This is a genomic window from Enemella evansiae (assembly GCF_002250705.1).
GTDB lineage: Bacteria > Actinomycetota > Actinomycetes > Propionibacteriales > Propionibacteriaceae > Enemella > Enemella evansiae.
Window position 1 is genome coordinate 105095 of the sequence record NZ_NMVP01000004.1, and the last position, 17198, is coordinate 122292.

The following is a 17198-nucleotide window of genomic DNA, read 5'->3' on the forward strand; positions in this document are numbered from 1 at the left end:
CGAACCGCTAGTCTCAGCACCATGAGTGTCGAGATCTCCCGGGGTGAACCGCCGCGGCGTGCCTCGGCGCTGAATCTCGAGGCGGCGTACCGGGCGGCCCGGATGTACTACCTGGAGGACGCGACCCAGGCGCAGATCGCCGCTCGGCTGAACGTCTCCCGGCCGACGGTGAGCCGACTGATCGCCGAGGCCCGGCGGGCCGGGCTGGTCCGTATCGAGGTCGTGCCGCCGAATGCGACCGAGTCCTCGGAGCTGGCCGATCGGCTGGCGGAGTCACTGGGGTTGCAGGGGGTACGCCTGGCGCCGCGGATCCGGGCGGGGCATGCCGGCCACGATCTGCGGCCGGCGGTCGCGGCCGTGCTCGAGGAGTTGGCCATGGCTCCGGGTGAGGTGCTGCTGGTCGCCTCGGGGGAGACGACCTATGAAGTCAGTCAGGGCCCGCTGCCGCCGCTGCCCGGGGTGCTGCTTGCGCCCACCGTCGGCGGGGTGAGCGAACCGGAGGCCCACTTCCAGACCAACGAGATCACCCGGGCCATCGCCCAGCGCACCGGTGCGATCCCGCGGTTGCTGTTCGCCCCGGCCGTGCCGTCACCGGCGCTCTACCGCACCCTGCTGGAGGACCCTGATTTCCGCGCGACGACCGCGCTCTGGGACCGGGCCCGGGTGGCCCTGGTCGGGGTCGGTGCGGCGCCGCTGGCCCGCGGGTCGATCTCGGCGCACGTGCCACTGGGGTCCGCCTCGATCCGCAGTGCCGCGGGGGATGTCTGCCTCAACTTCGTCGACCACGAGGGCGCGCCGGTGGAGTTCGAGGGCAGCGACCGGATGATCCGGATCAGTCCCGAGCAGTTGCGGCGGATCGACGCCTGCATCGCCATCGCCGCCGGGGAGAACAAGGTGCGCAGCATCCGCGCCTGCGCGCGGGCCGGGCTGTTCAACCGGTTGATCACCGACGTGCCGACCGCCGAGGCCCTGCTCGCCGCCCGCTAGGCCGAGCGCAGCGCTAGTCGCCGGCTGCGGCGTACGCCCTGAGGAAGGTGGCGACACCGGCCTCGACCGCGGTGCGGACCGCGCGATCCGAGGCCTGCTGGGTGCCGAGGGCGGTGAGGTCCGGCAGCTCGGCGTGGATCAGGGCGAAGAACTGCTTCGCCGCCAGCACCGGATCCGGCAGGTCGAGCAGGCCGGCATTGCCGAGCATCGCCAGCTTGCCGGCCAGGGCGTCGACGATCGGCTGGTACCCGGCCCTGCGAACGCTGCGGAACACCTCGGGATCGCGCGTGGCCTCGGCATTGATCAGCCTCCCGAGGGCCGCCGCGCAATCGCTGCGTTGGCAGACCGAGAGCTGGTACGCCGCCTTCCGCAGGCTGGTCTCCCAGTGCTGCGGGCGGACGTCCAGCGCCTGGACCACGGCGAGGGACTCGGCGTTCAGGTGCTGGGCCGAGTCGGCCACCGAGGCCCGGAACAGCTGCTCCTTGCCGCCGAAGTAGCTGTAGATGGTCGGTTTGGACACTCCGGCGGCGGTGGCGATCGCATCGACGCTGGCGCGCTGGTAGCCGAACTCACCGAAGACCGGCGCCGCCGCGTCGAGGATGCTGCGCCGCTTGTCCACCGCGGCACGCCGGGTCGCCGAACCGGCCGAGGTGTCTGCCGCCGAGGTGCTGCTCATGGTTGAAGCATACGGGGCGGTTCTGAACCGCTATGGAATCTGACTAAACCGTGTAGTAAAGTCCGCGACCATGACAGTAAAGAACTCGTCCGATCTGCATTCCCGGCACACGGCCGGGCCCGTTCCCGGTGTGATCGCGGTGCTCGGATTGGCCGCCTTCCTGGCGGTCCTCGACGGCACCGCCGTGACGGCCTCGCTGCAGACCCTGGCGGCCGCCTTCGGGGGTGAGTTGTCGCTGCTGGTCTGGGTGACCTCGGCGTACCTGATGGCTGCCGGTACCAGCCTGCCGCTGGTCGGCTGGGCGAGTGACCGGTTCGGCGGCCGGGCGGTCTTCCTCACCGGTCTGGCGGCCTTCGTCGCGGGCTCGGCGCTCAGCGGTCTGGCCTGGTCCGCGCCGGTGCTGATCGCGGCGCGCGTCGTGCAGGGCCTCGGTGGGGGCCTGCTCGAACCGGCTGCGATGGCCGTCGCCGCTGCCCTGGCGCCACGCAACGCGGTGGGGAAGGTGATGAGCCGGTTCTCCCTGGTCATCAACATCGCGCCGATCGTCGGCCCGCTGGTCGGCACCGTGCTCGGTGATGCGGGATGGTGGCGCTGGATCTTCCTGCTGAACCTGCCGATCGGCCTGGTGATCCTGGTGACCGCGCTGCGCTGGGTACCGGCCGCCGCCGGTGCGGGTGGTTCCGGCGGCGCGGCGCCCGATCTCCGCGGGATGGCGCTGCTCACCCCCGGTTTCGTCGGCCTGCTGCTGGCGCTGAACCGCTGGGGTGCGGGTGCCGCCGGCGGCCAGGTGCTGCTGCTCGGGCTGGCTGGTTGCCTACTGCTGGCGGGGTATGTGGGGCACGCGCTGCGGATGTCGGGTACGCCGGTGCTCGATCTGCGGTTGCTGCGCAGCGGCCCGTTCCGTGCGGCACTGCTGGCCATGTGCACGGTCGGGGTGCTGATGTACACCCAGCTGACCGTGCTGCCCCTGGTGGTCGAGGAGCGGTTCGGGATCACCGGCCTGGCGCGCAGCCTGCTGACGGTCTCGCTCGGGGTTGGTCTGCTGCTGTCGATGGCGCGGGCCGGCGGACTCAGCGACAGCTGGGGTCCGCGCCGGTTGGTCGTCGGCGGCGGGATCGGCACCGCGCTGGGATTCGGGGTCTTCGCGCTGGTGGCACCATCCTGGCCGCTGTGGGCGGCGATGCTGCTGTTCGCGCTGATCGGGTTGGCCTTCGGCTGCGTCGCCGCGCCGACCTTCGCCAGCGTCTATCGCACCCTGCAGCCGGAGCAGGCGGCCCAGGGCACCACGGCGATGTTCATGGCGGTGCAGGCCTTCGCCGCCGTCGGGGCCACCGTGACCGGTGTCGTCGCGGGTGCCGGTCCGGAGCTTCCGGTACGCCCCCTGTTCCTCGGATTGGCTGTGGTGGCGGCGATCGCGGCGTTGTTGGGCAGTCGGCTCCCCGGCCCACCGTCGGCCGCCGCGAGCGTGCCGAGCTGAACCGGTACGCACCCACGCTCATCGAGCACGCTCACCCTCGCAGGCAGCGCTGGTGGGACGGGTCCAGCACGCCAGGCTTCGACTTGACTGGCGCTCGCCCAGCCGGCGTACGGGTTCATCTCGACACGCTCGCTGCGCATGGTTGGCTGCTCGATGAACGGGTGCGCTCAGGAGGGGGCGGCGACGCGGTCGAGGAGGGCGTCGCGGGCGAGTTGGACGGCACGTTGACGTGCCCCGGCGAAGGGGCCGTCGACGGGGATCAGCGGGGATCGCACGCGTACCGATTCCTGGGTGAGCTGGTCCAGCTCGCGCTGCAACCGGTCGTGGTCCAACTCATCCCCCCAGGGGCCGCCGAGCACGATCTCCTCGGGGTCCAGCAGGGCCACCGCGCCGCTGAGTGCCGCGGCGACGGCCCGATGCACCTGCTCGCTCACCGCGCCACCCTCGCGGAGCGCCTCGCGTACCCGGTCCACCTCGACGGTGGTCGCGCCACGGACCAGCAGCCCCGACTGCCGCAGCGCATCCAGCAGCGAGGTCGAGCTGCCGTCGGGGGCGACGGTCGGCAGGTAGGCCAGCTCACCACCCAGGCCGCGGTGCCCGGTGACCACCCGGCCACCGGCGACCACCGCACCGCCGAGACCCTCGCCCAGATACACCTGCAGGAAGGAATGCGGGGCGTCCACGCCACCGGCGGCGAGCTGGGCGAGCGCGGCCCAGTTCACGTCGTTGTCGATCACCGGGGCCGGGCCGCCGGCCGAACCGAGCAGGCCGGCCAGGTCCAGGCTGCCGACCAGGAACGGGGACAGCGGCATGTCGATGGCCACCCCGGCGGCGTTGACCGGCCCGGCGAACGAGCAGGCGACCGGCAGCGGCCCCGGTTGCTCCGCACGCACCGCCGTCAGGATCCGACCGACCGCGTCGGCGACCTCGCCCGGGCGTACCGCGAAGACCCCCACCGGCTCGCGGTGGCACCCCAGCGCCTCACCCCGGATGTCGACCAGTTCGGCCCGGGCGCCCCCCGGGCCGATGTGCAGCGCCAGCGCGGCGAACCGGTCACCCAGCCGGTACCGCTGGCCGGCCCGGCCCACGCCGCCGGTGGCCAACCCGGCCTCGGTGACCAGCCCGCGGGCGGCCAGTCGGCGGATGCTGGAGGACACCGTCGGCTTGGAGATCCCGGTCTGCTGGGCGATGGCCGGGCGGGTCGGCTCCGGCGCGGTGAAGAAGCAGGACAGCACCTGCCGGTCGGTGGTGTCACGCACCAGGTCCAGCGACGGCGCCGGATCCGAGTGCTCAACGGTGCCGTTCGGCCCCATCTGTCCCTCCCTCGTCAACGATGCCCACCCTAGACCCGCGACGCTTTTCGTAAAGACCCCTTGCAAATGATTCCGCAAGATGTCACCATCGTCCTTCGTAAGGAGTCTTTCCGAACTGGAACGCGCCGAAGGAGCCGCCACGATGAGCCAGCAGACCGCTTCGAAGACACTGCCCGACCTGCCTCGCTGGGAGCAGGTCCCCGACGACGTGCACGCCGCGATCCGCGAGGTCAAGGACGCGATCCGCGCCCGGATGGCGGCCGCCGGCACCACCCCGGAGGAGGTCTTCGCCAAGGTCGAGGCCCAGATCCGTACCGAGGTCGAGCAGATCCGCGCCGAACTCGATCGGGGCGAGCAGCCCTGGCCCGTGGTGGACTTCGCCGACATCGAGGCCGGCACCGTGCCCGAGGAGACGATCCAGAAGATCAAGCGCCGCGGTTGCGCGGTGGTGCGCGGCACCTTCGACCGCGCCCAGGCCGAGCAGTGGGACCGCGACATCGTCGACTACGTCGATGCGAACCAGTTCTTCGAGAACTACCGCGGACCGGGTGACGACTTCTTCGACACCGTCGATTCCAAGCCCGAGATCTACCCGATCTACTGGTCCCCGGCGCAGATGGAGGCCCGCCAGCACCCGCGGATGGCGGCCACCCAGTCGTTCATGAATTCCTTCTGGCACGGGGAATCCGAGGATCGCACCTGGTTCGATCCCTCCCGCGATGCCCTGTACGCCGACCGCATCCGCCGGCGCCCGCCGGGTACCGACTCGAGCGGCCTGGGCACCCACATCGATGCCGGCACCCTCGACCTGTGGATGACCGGTGCCTACCAGCAGGCCTTCGATGCCCTCTACCGCGGCGATGTCGAGGCCTACGACCCCTGGGACGCCAGCTACCGCACCGAGGGCAACCAGTACCCGGGCACCACGATGACCTCGGTCTTCCGCACCTTCCAGGGGTGGACCGCGCTCTCGGAGATGGAGCCCGACCAGGGCGTCCTGCACACCGTGCCGATCCCGGGGGCGATGGCCTACCTGTTGCTGCGTCCGCTGCTGGACGACGTGCCCGCCGACGACATGTGCGGGGTGCGGGTCAGCCGGACCTTCCCGATCAACGAGCAGTGGCATCCGCTGCTGATGCAGGCCGTCGTGCCGATCCCGGCGGTCGCCCCCGGTGACACCGTCTGGTGGCACTGCGACATGATCCACGCCGTCGGTGCCGTCACCGACCAGCAGGGCTGGGGCAACGTGATGTACATCCCGGCCGCGCCCTGGTGCGCCAAGAACGAGGCGTACGCCGAACCGCAGCTCGCCGCGTTCAAGGCCGGGCTGAGCGCGCCCGACTTCCCCGACGAGCACTACGAGGCCGACTGGGACAACCGGTTCCGGTTCGACCAGCTCAACGCGACCGGACGTCGCGGGTTCGGGATCAACGACTGAGCTTCGACTTCGCCGCGGTGCTCGGCAAGCCGGAGGTGCAACTGGACCAGCAAGGACACCGCCGCCTTCACCAAGGCCCTTCAGGGCGCCACCCAGTGACGTCGACGGCCGGGATCGCGCATCGGGGGTGCGATTCCGGTCGACGGCTTCGCTCGGTCAGGAGCAATTCCATGACGACAACTCATCCGCCGACATGGCTGGCTACTCGATGAGCGTCAGTCAGGGCAGCAGGGCGCTGTCGGGGATGCCCAGCCCGTCGCTGCGCGCGGTGAGCACGATCGGGCCGTCGGCGGTGATCGCCACGGTGTGCTCGCTGTGCGCGCCGCGGGAGCCGTCGACCGAGCGCAGCGTCCAGCCGTCGGCATCGGTGCGGATCCGGTCGGTGCTGGCCAGTACCCACGGTTCGATGGCCAGCACCAGGCCGGCCTCCAGCCGGGGGCCGCGGCGGGCCCGGCCGTCGTTCGGGACATGCGGGTCGCCGTGCATCGTGCGGCCCACACCGTGGCCGCCGAAGTCCAGGTTGATCCGATAGCTGGAGCGCTTCAGCACCTTGCCGATCGCCGCCGAGATGTCACCCAGGTGGTTGCCGACCCGGGCGGTGTTGATGGCCGCGGCCAGCGCCCGCTGGGTGGTCTCGATCATCCGCTCGTCGGCGGCGCCGTGCTCCTCATCGGGCGTACCGACCACGAAGGACAGTGCCGAGTCCGCCACCCAGCCGTTCACCTCGACCGCCAGGTCGAGGGAGAGCAGGTCGCCGTCGGCGAGCTTGTGGTCGTGCGGCAGGCCGTGCAGCACCGCGTCGTTCACCGAGGTGCAGATGTAGTGCCCGAACGGGCTCGCCCCGAACGACGGGTGGTAGTCGACGTAGCAGCTGGTCGCCCCCGCCTCGGTGATCCGGCGGCCCACCTCGGCGTCGATGTCCAGCAGGTTGGTACCGACCTCGACACTGGACCGCAGCTCGGTCAGGGTGTCGGCGACGAACCGGCCGGCGGCCCGCATCTCGGCCAGCTCGGCCGGCGTACGCAGCTCCATCGTGCTCATTTCCAGAGCATCGAGATGCCGAGCGAGACCGCCATCAGGCCCATCCCGATCAGGATGTTCCAGTCGCCCAGCTTGTTCATGAACGGCAGATCGCGGCCGGCGATGTAGTAGAGCACCAGCCAGATCACCCCGATCAGTCCGACCGCGATGAAGGCCGGAGCCACCCAGCGCCGGGTACCGGGGGCGGCGACCTTGGCCTTCTTGGCGCGGGTCTCCACCTCGTCCTCGTGGCGCTGGGCCTTCTTCTTGTCAGCGGCCGACTTGCGGGCCTTCGACTCGGGCAAGGCTCCTCCTCGTGGGTTCGGGACGCTAGCGTAGTAGGTCGAGGTCTGGTTTCCCACATTCGCGAACAGGAGGTGCGGTGCGCTGGCGCACGTTGGTCACCACAGCCACCTGTCTGGTGATCGGTCTGATGATCGCGGTGAGCAGCATCAATGCCCGCGGCACCGATCTGCGGCCCGCCCGCAACACCGATCTCGCCGGGCTGGTCCGCAGCGAGTCGGCGCGCAACACCGAGCTCACCCACCGGGTGTCCGAACTGCGCGCCGAGGTCGACCGGTTGTCGGCGCAGAACGCCGGCAATCCCGGTGACACCGCCGCGCTGGCGGCCGCCGGTGACGAGCTCGGGTTGACCCCGGTGCGGGGTCGCGGGGTGACGGTGACGCTCTCCGACGCGCCGGCCTCGGTGCAGGCCCCCGGGGTGGACCAGGACCTGCTGGTGGTGCACCAGCAGGACATCCAGGCAGTGGTCAACGAGCTCTGGGCCGCCGGTGCGGAGGCGATGACGATCCAGGGCCAGCGGGTGATCTCCACCACCGGCATCAAGTGCGTCGGCAACACCGTGGTGCTGCACGGCATCCCCTACGCCCCGCCCTATGTGATCTCGGCGATCGGCGACCCGCAGAAGCTGACCGCCGGGCTGAGCAACTCCGAATACCTGAAGGTCTACCAGCAGTACGTGCAGGTCTATCACCTCGGTTACGACCAGCGGACCGAGAGTGAGCTGCGGCTGCCCGGTTTCGAGGGCCGCGTCGAACTGCAGTACGCCCGCCGCGCGGGCTGAGCGGTCGGCCGCCTCAGCCGCCCACCATCAGCGGGCGCAGCCCCGCCGAGCGCGCCACGGCGTCCGGATCACCGCAGGCCGCGAGCCAGTTCGCCAGCATCCGGTGGCCGCCCCGGGTGAGCACCGACTCGGGGTGGAACTGGACGGCCTCCACCGGATGCTGCCGATGCCGGACGGTCATGATCACCCCGGACTCGGTCCGTGCGGTCACCTCGAGGGCCTCGGGCAGCTCGGAGATCGCCAGCGAGTGGTAGCGGGTCGCATCGAACGGGTTCGGCAGGCCGGCCATCGTGCCGACGTCGTCGTGGAAGACGCTCGACACCTTGCCGTGCAGCAGCTCCGGGGCCCGGCCCACCGTCCCGCCGTAAGCGACCGCGATCGACTGGAGCCCCAGGCAGACGCCGAAGATCGGCGTACGCTCCCCGAGCCGGCGGACCAGCTCGACGCACACCCCGGCCTCCTCCGGCGTACCCGGTCCGGGGGAGAGCAGGATCCCGTCGAAGCCCAGCGGTTGCGAGGGCCGGTCGGCGAGCAGCTCCGCGAAGCGCTCGTCGTCGTTGCGCCAGACCTCGACCTCGGCACCGAGCTGGGCCAGGTAGTGCACCAGGTTCCAGACGAACGAGTCATAGTTGTCGACGACCAGGATCCGGCTCATCGGCGTCTCCTCACTGCGGGGTCGCCGAGGTGGTCGGCGTCGGGGACGCCTCCGGTGTCGGCGTGCTGCTGGTGGTCGGCGTCGGGGTCCGCGTCGGCGGCTCCGAGGTGGTCGTCGGCGGGGGCGGCGGCTTGGGAGCGGCCCGACCGATGTAGACGGTGATCCGGGCGTTCCGGTCCACCTTCGACCCGGCCCGCGGATCGGTGCTCAGCACGGTGCCGACCGCGTTGTCGCTGTTCGTCTCGCGGGTCGCGAACTGGATGTTGGTGAACCCCTTGGCCCGGCCGTCGCGCTCCACCGAGGCCTGGTTCCAGCCGCTCCAGTCGGGCACCTGGGACTGGCCGGTGGCCCGGGTCAGGGTGATCTCGCTCTCCGGGGTCACCTGCTGGCCCTCACCGGGGCTGACCTCGAGGATCTGGCCGGGTTTGGCGTCACTCGGCTCGCTGCTGGCGTCGACCTTCCGCACGTTGGTGAAGCCCGCCTGATTCAGCGCCTGGGTGACGACGTCCTCGTCCTTGCCGACCAGCCCGGTCGGGATCGCGATCTTCTTCGGCCCGATGTTCACCTCGATGATGACCGGGGAACCGACGGTCGCCAGACCGCCGCCCTCGGGGGACTGCCGGGTGACGGTACCGACCGTGCGGTCGTCGGCACCGGCCACCTGGGAGACCTTCGGTTCCAACTGGGCGTCCCGGATGCTGTTCACCGCGGCGGCCTCCTGCATGCCGGCCACCCGCGGAACGCTCACCTGTGCGGGCTGCACCGGAGCCGGCGGCCGGTTGAACCACCAGACCAGGGCGCCCAGCAGGCCGACCAGCAGCAGTGCGAGCACCGTGATCACGATCGGCAGCGCACGCTTCTTCTGCGGCTCCTCCTCATCGACCAGCGGCTCCTCCTCCGGCTCCACCGGCGAACCGGCGGTGGCCGCCGGGACCGGGGCCGGCAGCATCGCCGTCACGTCCTGACCGGCGAGTACCCGGGAGATGTCGTCGCGCATCTCGCGGGCGGTCTGGTAACGCTCGGCGGGATCCTTGGCCAGCGACTTCAGCACGATCGCGCCGATCTCGGGGGAGATCATCGGGTCGAGCTGGGACGGCGGCACCGGCAGCTCGCGGACATGCTGGTACGCCACCGAGACCGGCGAGTCGCCGACGAACGGCGGCCGCCCGGTGAGCAGCTCGTAGAGCAGACAGCCGGCGGAGTAGATGTCGGAGCGGGCGTCGACGGTCTCCCCGCGGGCCTGCTCCGGCGACAGATACTGCGCGGTACCGATCACCGCCGCGGTCTGGGTCATCGTCGCCGAGGTGTCGGAGACCGCGCGGGCGATGCCGAAGTCCATCACCTTGACCTGGCCGGTCGGGGTGAGCATCACATTGGCCGGCTTGATGTCGCGGTGGATGATGCCGGCCTTGTGCGAATAGGACAGCGCATCGAGCACACCCTGGGTCAGCTCCAGTGCCCGCTCGGGCAGGATCTTGCGGCCGTCGCGGAGCACATCGCGCAGCGTGTGGCCCTCGACCAGCTCCATCACGATGTAGGGGATCGCCAACCCGGTCTTGTCGTCGTGCTCCTCGCCGGTGTCGTAGACCGCGACGATGTTCGGGTGGTTCAGCCCGGCGGCCGACTGGGCCTCGCGGCGGAACCGGGCCTGGAAGGTCGGGTCGCTGGCCAGGTCGGTACGCAGTTCCTTGACCGCGACCGGCCGGCCCAGCCGGGTGTCGTAGGCCCGGCGTACCTCGGCCATCCCACCGCGGCCGATCACCTCACCGAGTTCGTACCGCCCGCCGAGCAGCCGGGGCGGCGGCTGCGGCGGTTCGGCCGGCGTACCGGCCACCCGGGTCGCGTCCGGGTCGATCTGGTTGGTCGCGTCCGGATCGGGGGTGTACGCCTCGGTGGCCTCCGGCGGGCGGCTGAACGGATCCTGCGGCGGCGCATAGGGATCGTCCGCGGCGCGCCGGGGCCGGGTGGGATCGCCACCGGGCTGCTGTTCGTTGGTCACAGAACCGCCTCCATCACTGCCTTCGCGATCGGTGCCGCGACCCGGCCGCCGGCGATGTCACTGCGCGCGATGTCGGCGTCCTCGACGAAGGCGGTCACCGCCACCGCCGGCTGGCCCTTGTCATCCAGCGCATAGCTGGTGAACCAGGCGTACGGCGGACGCTTCGGATCGGACTGGGCGGTACCGGTCTTGCCGCCGACCTTGGCGCCCCGGATCTGGGCATTGCTGCCGGTGCCGTCGTTGACGACGTTCTGCATCATCTGCGCAAGTGCCTTCGCGTTGTCCTGGCTCATCGTGCGGCCCCTCAGTCTGGGCTTGCGGGTCTCGATCGGGGTGAGGTTGGCGCCGCGGACGGTGGAGACCACATACGGCTCGTAGAGGTCGCCGTTGTTCGCGATCGCCGCGGTCACCATGGTCATCTGCAGCGGGGTGGCGGCCACGTCGTGCTGACCGATCGCGGTCAGCGCGGTGGACGGCAGGTCCGGATTGTCGGGGTAGCGGCTGGCGACCGCGTTCAGCTCCGGCAGCGGGCGGGAGCCGAAACCGAACTTCTCCGCCTGGGCGCGCAGCTTGTCCGCACCCAGCTCCAGCCCGACGTTGGCGAAGGCGGTGTTGCAGGACACCTGCAGCGCCTGGTCGAGGGTGATGTTGGCGCCGCCGCAGTTGGAGTCGTTGGTGAGGTCGTAGTTGGTCTGCGGCAGCCGCAGCCGCTCGGGGGAGGCGACCATCGTGTCCGGCCTGCTGCCGTTCTCCAGGGCCGCCGCGGCGGTGACCAGCTTGAAGGTCGACCCGGGCGGGTAGATCTCCCGCGCGGCCCGGTTCGCCATCGGCTTGTTCGGGTCGTTCGCCAGCTCCTGGTAGGCCTTGTTGGCATCGCTCAGGTCATGGCTGGCGATCCGGTTCGGGTCGTAGGACGGGCTGGTCACCATCGCCAGCACCGCACCGGTCCGCGGGTCGAGCGCGACCACGGCGCCCTTGCGGTTGCCGAGCGCCTTCGCGGCCGCCTGCTGGGCCTTCGGGTTGATGGTGGTCTCCACCGAGGCACCGGTCGGCTTCTGGCCGGTGACGGTGTCCACCACCCGGCGGATCAGCTGGGAGTCCGCGGTCCCGGCGAGCTCCTGGTTCATCGACGACTCCAGCCCGGAGCGGGCGTGGTCATAGGAGTAGTAACCGGTGATCGGCGCGTACAGGGCACCGTCGGGATAGGTGCGCTGGAACTGGAACTGGTCCTTGCTGGGCACGGTCTGCGCGATCTGGGTCTGCGCGGCCAGGATCGGCCCGCGGTCCTGGGCGAATTCCTCATCGCGGGTACGCCGGTTCAGCGGGTTGGCGTTCAGCGAGTCCTGCCGGACCACCATGGTGAAGGTGCCGTTGGCGAGCAGCAGCCCGAACATCACCATGGCCACGATGGCGACGCGGCGGATCGGTCGGTTCATGCTCCCCTCCTCCCCACGCGGTGGGCCCCGTGGATCACCTGGGTGGTCTCGGCGTCCCCGTACGCCTGCCCGGCGAGCGGGTCCGCGCTCACCTGGGCGATCGGCTTGCGGGCCTGGTGGGAGATGATCAGCAGCAGGGCGGCGAGCACCCAGTTGGCGACCAGCGAGGAGCCGCCCTGGGACATGAACGGCGTGGTCAGGCCGGTCAGCGGCAGCAACCGGGTGACGCCGCCGATGATCGCGAAGACCTGCAGCGCGAAGACGAAGGACAGGCCCGCGGCGAGCAGCTTGCCGAACGGCTCCTTGGCGGCCAGCGCGGTCCGCAGACCACGGGCGACGATCAGGGCGTACACCATGATCACCGCCATCAGCCCGGCCATCCCGAGCTCCTCGCCGATCGCCCCGGCGATGAAGTCGGACTTGGCGAAGGTGGTCAGACCCGGGCGGCCCAGCCCCCAGCCGCGGCCGACCAGTCCACCCCAGGCGAGCCCGAACTGGGCGTTGATGATCTGGTTGTTGCGGTCGAAGTCGCTGAACGGGTCGAGCCAGCCCGAGACCCGGGTCTGCACGTGGCCGAAGAGCAGATAACCGGCGTACGCCCCCGCCGAGAACAGCAGCACACCCAGGATCGCCCAGCTGGGGCGCTCGGTGGCGACGTAGAGCATCATCACGAACAGCCCGAAGAACAGCAGCGAGGTGCCCAGGTCCTTCTGGAAGACCAGCACCGCCAGCGAGGCCAGCCACATCAGCAGGATCGGGCCGAGGTCGCGCGGCCGGGGCAGGTCGATGCCGAGGAAGCGGGCGCCGGCCAGGGCCAGCACGTCCTTCTTCTCCACCAGATAGGAGGCGAAGCCGACCGCGAGGACGATCTTGGCGACCTCGGAGGGCTGGAAGGAGAACGGGCCGATGCCGATCCAGATCCGGGAGCCGTAGACCTCTTTGCCGATCCCGGGCAGCAGCGGCATCAGCAACAGCAGCAGACCGGCCGCGCACAGGGTGTAGGTGTAGCCCTGCAGCGGCCGATGGTCGCGGACCACGATCAGTGCGGTGACGAACAGCACCAGGGCCAGCCCGGTCCAGACGAGCTGATTGGTGGCATCGGTGCGGACCGGGTCGGGGATCTTGTCGATCCGGTGGATCATCGCCAGCCCGAGCCCGTTCAGCAGGATCACGCAGGGCAGGATCAGCGGATCGGCGTAGGGCACCCGGAAGCGGATCGCCAGGTGGGCGATGACCGCGATCGCCAGCCAGATCCCGGCCACCACCGGCCAGTTCGTCGGCAGGGTGTTGAACAGGTTCATCTCGACCAGCAGATAGGACGCGATGCCCATCCCGGCGGCGAACAGGGTCATCACCAGTTCGACGTTGCGGCGCTTGTGGTAGACGACGACCAGGTCCTCCCCGGCGACGGGTGCGTCGGCGACGGCGGCGCTCATCAGCACTCACCTCCGGCCGGGGTCGGGGTGAGGGTGGCCGGCGACGGGGTCGGTGACGGCTCGGTCTCGGTCGGGGTCGGCGGCACCGGCTCGGTCGGGGGTGCGCCGGGCGGATTGCCCGGTGCGCCGGGCGGTACCGGGGTGGGTGTCGGCTCGGGTGTGAGCCGGGCCTCGCGCTGCGCGACGCACTGGCGGGCCATCTCCTGCAGTTCGGCGACGGTCGCCTCGGCATCCGGCAGCGAGGTCGAGGTGATGGTCTGCTCGACCCGGTCCCGGTAGACCGGCGGCAGGTCGCTGAGCGCGGTGTCCTCGATCCGGTAGACCTCCGACAGCGACACCCCGAGCACCTGCTGGGAGAGGCCGCGGTTGATGGCGACCTTCCCGTCGGCGGGGCCGACGAAATACTGGGTACGCGACCAGGCCCAGCCGGCGGTCGCGCCCGCCGCGAGCAGGATCAGCACGACGAGTCCGGCGAGCAGCAGCCGCCAGCGGCCGCCGCGCGGGGCCTCGCGGGGGGCGTACCGGCTGGTCTCCTCATCCGGTGGCGAGGACTGCGGCGCGGGGGAGTCGGGGATGGTGTTGCCCTCGGCGTCGGTACGCCGGGTCGGGGTGCGATCGCCCAGGTCGACCGGACGGGCGGTGACGATCGGCACCTCACGTTCGGTGGCGGCGCCGAGGATCTTGGCGCCGGTGGTCGCCGCGGTGGAGTCACCGACCACGTCGGCCACGATGATGGTGATGTTGTCGATCCCGCCCTCGCGGTGCGCGGCGTCGATCAGCGCCTGCAGGGCGGCATCGGGATCCTCGTTCCGGGTGAGGATCCGGGACAGTTCGTCGTCCTCGACCAGGCCGCACAGGCCGTCGGAGCAGAGCAGCAGCCGGTCGCCCTCGTTGACCGGGACCAGGTCGGTGTCCGGTTCCACGGCGGGCTGGCCGTTGACGACCTTGAGCAGCAGCGAGCGGTGCGGGTGGAAGGCCGCCTCGGCCTCGGTGATCTTGCCCTCATCGACCAGCGACTGGACCCAGGAGTGGTCGTGGGTGAGCCGCGTCAGTTCCCCGTCACGGAGCAGATAGGCGCGGGAGTCGCCGATGTGCACCAGGCCGAGCTCGGCGCCGTCGAACATCGCCCCGGTGACGGTGGTGCCCATGCCGTCCAGGCTGTGGTCGTCGGCGACCAGGTCGGCGATCTTGTCGTTGGCCTGGTTGAGCGCCCCGGCCAGCAGTTCCAGCATCGCCTCGCCGCGCACCGGTTCCTCACCGCGGGCGTTCCGGTCGGCGCGGCGGATCAGCTGGATCGCGGCCGCGGAGGCCAGGTCACCGGCGGCGGCGCCGCCCATCCCGTCGGCGACCACCAGCAGGTGGGGCGAGGCGTACCCGGAGTCCTGGTTGTTCTTGCGGACCAGACCGATCTCCGAGTGCGCCACGTACCGGAGGAAGAGGTCGGTGTCGGGGGTCCGATCGTCGTCATGGGTGGGGGGCATGGATCAGGTTTCCAACTTCAGTTGGGTACGCCCGATCCGGACCGTGTCGGCCAGCGTGATCGTGGTGGGGGCGGTGATCCGCTGGTTGTTGACGTAGGTGCCGTTGGTGGAGCCGAGGTCCTCGATGAACCAGCCGCCGGAATTGTCGGCCTGCAACCGGGCATGCCGGGTGGAGACGTAGTCGTCGTCGAGGATGATCTGGCAGTCGGCGGAGCGGCCGATCTGCACCACACCGTCGGTCAGGTCGGCGGAGATGCCCTGCTGGTCACCGGAGACGATCGCGAACCGGCGCGGGGCGCCCTTCTTCGCCCGGCGCCGGCGGGGGCGTTCCAGGTCGCGGGGCAGCTCCGAGGCGGGCACGGTACGCCCGAAGAGGTCGGTTTTGATCACGCCGGCGGCGGACATGATGAAGACCCACAGCAGTGCGAGGAAGAGGACCTTGAGCAGGGTGACGGCGATCGCTGACATCAGCGTCCCGCGGGGGCGTGGACGAGCATCCGGGTGTTGCCGATCTCGATCCGCGATCCGGAGTGCAGGGTGGCCTGGCGCACCTTCTTGCCGTCGACGGTGATCCCGTTGGTGGAGCCCAGATCGGCGATCCGGTAGCTGAGGTCGACCCCGCCGCCGCTGACGATGATCTCGGCGTGCCGGCGGGAGATGCCGGGGTCGTTGACGCGCAGGTCGGCGTCCGCGCCGCGGCCGATCACGATGCCCGGCGGGACCAGCGGGTGCCGCATCCCGTTCACCTCGAGGACGAGCTGGGCGCGGTGCGCGGCGGTGGTGGAGACGGCCTGGTTGTCCTGGACGCCGGCGACGGCGTCGGAGTTGACGGTGAAGCGACCGGTGGGCAGCTCGGGTACCAGCTCGAAGTGCAGCATGATCGGGCCGTTGAAGACGTAGCCCATGTTCTGGGCGTGGCTGCGCAGCTCGGGGATGATCTCGCCGGAGAGCGCCTTGCCGTAGGGGGTGAGCCGGTCGTAGTCGTGCTGGGAGAGCCCGACGACGAACTCGTTGGGCACCAGCTTCTTGTCCCGGGAGAGCAGCTTGGCGGTGGAGTCGAGCTCCTTCTGCAACCGGGCCGCGATCTCGACCGGCTGCACATCGCCCTTGAAGGCGCGCGCGAAGACGCCATTGACGGCGCCCTCGATGCCCTTCTCGAAGCGGTCCAGGAACCCCACGGTTACCCCTCTCGTGCTGCTTGTGCCGACCGGCCGACTGCTCGTTCATCGGCCCGTTCGCCCCCCAGTCTGTCGGTGGGCAGGCCAAAGCAGTTGGCTGGTTTGCCGGATCGATACTATTCGGCAAACCCCAATCGGGCATGTCGGCCCTTGACCGAGGGTTGAGGTTCGCCGGGTGATGAACCCTATGACGCCGCCTGGGCGAGCGAGGTACGAGCGAGTCGAAGCCACCGGTGCGACACTGAGCCCGATGAGTTCTTCCAGGATCCCGGTACTGGCCGTGGTGGCGGCCGGTGGCGCGCTCGGCAGCCTGGCGCGCTGGGGACTGGCGGTGGCGCTGCCGCATTCCGGTCCGGGCTGGCCCTGGTCGACGCTGATCGTGAACCTGACCGGATCGCTGCTGCTCGGCATACTGATCGTGGTGGTGGATCGCCGCCCGGCGCACCGGTTGCTGTACCCGTTCCTGGGGGTCGGGGTGCTCGGTGGCTGGACGACCTTCTCGACGATGATGACCGATGTGGCGGGGCTCGTGGCCGCGCAGGCGGTCGCGCGCGCTGGGGCGTACCTGCTGGTGAGTCTGGTGGGTGGCCTGCTCGCGACGGGGTTCGGAATCGTGCTCACCCGCCGGCTGCTGGGGCCGCGGTGATGACCGCGACGATGGCGCTGGCGGTGGCCCTCGGTGGCGCAGTGGGTGCGGTGGGGCGCTATCTGGCCGGTCGTTGGCTGCCGCCGCGTCGGCAGATTCCGTGGGGGACGCTGCTGGTCAACGTGCTCGGTTCGTTCCTGCTCGGGTTGGTGCTGGGGGCCGGGCTGTCGCCCTGGTGGACCGCGCTGGTGGGTACCGGTTTCTGCGGGGCGCTGACCACGTTCTCGACCTTCTCCTCGGAGCTGGTGCACCAGCTGGAGCGGCGCGCCTGGCTGGCCTTCGGGGCGTACGCGGTCGGCTCGATCCTGCTCGGTCTGGCCGCCTGCTGGGCCGGTCTGGCACTGGTCGCTGCCGGGGGCTGAATCCATTTGT

17 protein-coding genes are annotated in these 17198 nt (G+C 70.6%); 6 read left to right on the forward strand and 11 right to left on the reverse strand.

Going from position 1 to position 17198, the window contains the following annotated elements:
- The first annotated feature begins 21 nt into the window (after window positions 1–21).
- Complete coding sequence (locus BI335_RS05550) at window positions 22–987, forward strand: sugar-binding transcriptional regulator (protein WP_094355219.1); 966 nt, start codon at window positions 22–24, stop codon at window positions 985–987.
- A gap of 13 nt (window positions 988–1000) precedes the next feature.
- Here the strand turns inward: BI335_RS05550 and BI335_RS05555 are convergent, their stop codons facing one another.
- On the reverse strand, window positions 1001–1663 hold the full coding sequence (locus BI335_RS05555; protein ID WP_094355218.1) for a TetR/AcrR family transcriptional regulator: 663 nt from the start codon (window positions 1661–1663) through the stop codon (window positions 1001–1003).
- A 70-nt stretch (window positions 1664–1733) separates the two neighbouring features.
- Between BI335_RS05555 and BI335_RS05560 the strand changes: the two genes are divergently transcribed.
- Entirely contained in the window at window positions 1734–3140 is a 1407-nt protein-coding gene (locus tag BI335_RS05560) for an MFS transporter (protein WP_094355217.1), read from the forward strand.
- 167 nt (window positions 3141–3307) lie between these two features.
- Here the strand turns inward: BI335_RS05560 and BI335_RS05565 are convergent, their stop codons facing one another.
- A complete protein-coding gene (locus tag BI335_RS05565; RefSeq protein ID WP_094355216.1) occupies window positions 3308–4453 on the reverse strand; it encodes an ROK family protein in 1146 nt (381 codons plus the stop codon).
- A 142-nt stretch (window positions 4454–4595) separates the two neighbouring features.
- Here BI335_RS05565 and BI335_RS05570 point away from each other — a divergent pair, with 142 nt between their 5' ends.
- A complete protein-coding gene (locus BI335_RS05570; protein WP_094355215.1) occupies window positions 4596–5891 on the forward strand; it encodes a DUF1479 domain-containing protein in 1296 nt (431 codons plus the stop codon).
- A 219-nt stretch (window positions 5892–6110) separates the two neighbouring features.
- On the opposite strand, the gene map is transcribed toward BI335_RS05570, so the two are convergent.
- Both map and BI335_RS05580 read right to left on the reverse strand, forming a co-directional pair.
- Complete coding sequence (gene map / locus BI335_RS05575; protein ID WP_229119455.1) at window positions 6111–6932, reverse strand: type I methionyl aminopeptidase; 822 nt, start codon at window positions 6930–6932, stop codon at window positions 6111–6113.
- The gene (locus BI335_RS05580; protein WP_094355214.1) at window positions 6929–7216 is read right to left on the reverse strand and encodes a cell division protein CrgA; all 288 of its coding nucleotides are present in this window, start codon (window positions 7214–7216) and stop codon (window positions 6929–6931) included. The genes map and BI335_RS05580 overlap by 4 nt, the downstream gene beginning before the upstream one ends.
- A gap of 77 nt (window positions 7217–7293) precedes the next feature.
- Here BI335_RS05580 and BI335_RS05585 point away from each other — a divergent pair, with 77 nt between their 5' ends.
- Window positions 7294–7995, forward strand: a complete 702-nt coding sequence (locus BI335_RS05585; RefSeq protein WP_229119456.1) for a DUF881 domain-containing protein — start codon at window positions 7294–7296, stop codon at window positions 7993–7995.
- A gap of 13 nt (window positions 7996–8008) precedes the next feature.
- Here BI335_RS05585 and BI335_RS05590 read toward each other — a convergent pair whose 3' ends face one another.
- The 7 genes from BI335_RS05590 to BI335_RS05620 all read right to left on the reverse strand — a co-directional run bounded on the left by BI335_RS05590 (window position 8009) and on the right by BI335_RS05620 (window position 16180).
- Window positions 8009–8650, reverse strand: coding sequence for an aminodeoxychorismate/anthranilate synthase component II (locus BI335_RS05590; protein WP_094429880.1), 642 nt, complete (start codon window positions 8648–8650; stop codon window positions 8009–8011).
- Between the two features lie 10 nt (window positions 8651–8660).
- A complete protein-coding gene (gene pknB, locus BI335_RS05595) occupies window positions 8661–10442 on the reverse strand; it encodes a Stk1 family PASTA domain-containing Ser/Thr kinase (RefSeq protein ID WP_144009075.1) in 1782 nt (593 codons plus the stop codon).
- Between the two features lie 203 nt (window positions 10443–10645).
- Window positions 10646–12085, reverse strand: coding sequence for a peptidoglycan D,D-transpeptidase FtsI family protein (locus BI335_RS05600; RefSeq protein WP_094429881.1), 1440 nt, complete (start codon window positions 12083–12085; stop codon window positions 10646–10648).
- A complete protein-coding gene (locus tag BI335_RS05605; protein ID WP_094355317.1) occupies window positions 12082–13521 on the reverse strand; it encodes an FtsW/RodA/SpoVE family cell cycle protein in 1440 nt (479 codons plus the stop codon). Before BI335_RS05605 ends, BI335_RS05600 begins: the two co-directional genes overlap by 4 nt.
- Window positions 13521–15002 carry a PP2C family protein-serine/threonine phosphatase gene (locus BI335_RS05610; protein ID WP_094355211.1) on the reverse strand — a complete coding sequence of 494 codons (1482 nt, stop codon included), beginning with the start codon at window positions 15000–15002 and terminating at the stop codon, window positions 13521–13523. Before BI335_RS05610 ends, BI335_RS05605 begins: the two co-directional genes overlap by 1 nt.
- 3 nt (window positions 15003–15005) lie before the next feature.
- Entirely contained in the window at window positions 15006–15470 is a 465-nt protein-coding gene (locus tag BI335_RS05615) for an FHA domain-containing protein FhaB/FipA (protein ID WP_094355210.1), read from the reverse strand.
- Window positions 15470–16180 carry an FhaA domain-containing protein gene (locus BI335_RS05620; protein WP_094355209.1) on the reverse strand — a complete coding sequence of 237 codons (711 nt, stop codon included), beginning with the start codon at window positions 16178–16180 and terminating at the stop codon, window positions 15470–15472. Before BI335_RS05620 ends, BI335_RS05615 begins: the two co-directional genes overlap by 1 nt.
- A gap of 250 nt (window positions 16181–16430) precedes the next feature.
- Here BI335_RS05620 and BI335_RS05625 point away from each other — a divergent pair, with 250 nt between their 5' ends.
- Together BI335_RS05625 and BI335_RS05630 are read left to right on the forward strand one after the other, a co-directional pair.
- Complete coding sequence (locus BI335_RS05625) at window positions 16431–16826, forward strand: fluoride efflux transporter FluC (protein ID WP_094355208.1); 396 nt, start codon at window positions 16431–16433, stop codon at window positions 16824–16826.
- Entirely contained in the window at window positions 16826–17188 is a 363-nt protein-coding gene (locus tag BI335_RS05630) for a fluoride efflux transporter FluC (RefSeq protein ID WP_229119458.1), read from the forward strand. Before BI335_RS05625 ends, BI335_RS05630 begins: the two co-directional genes overlap by 1 nt.
- The last annotated feature ends 10 nt before the right edge of the window (window positions 17189–17198 follow it).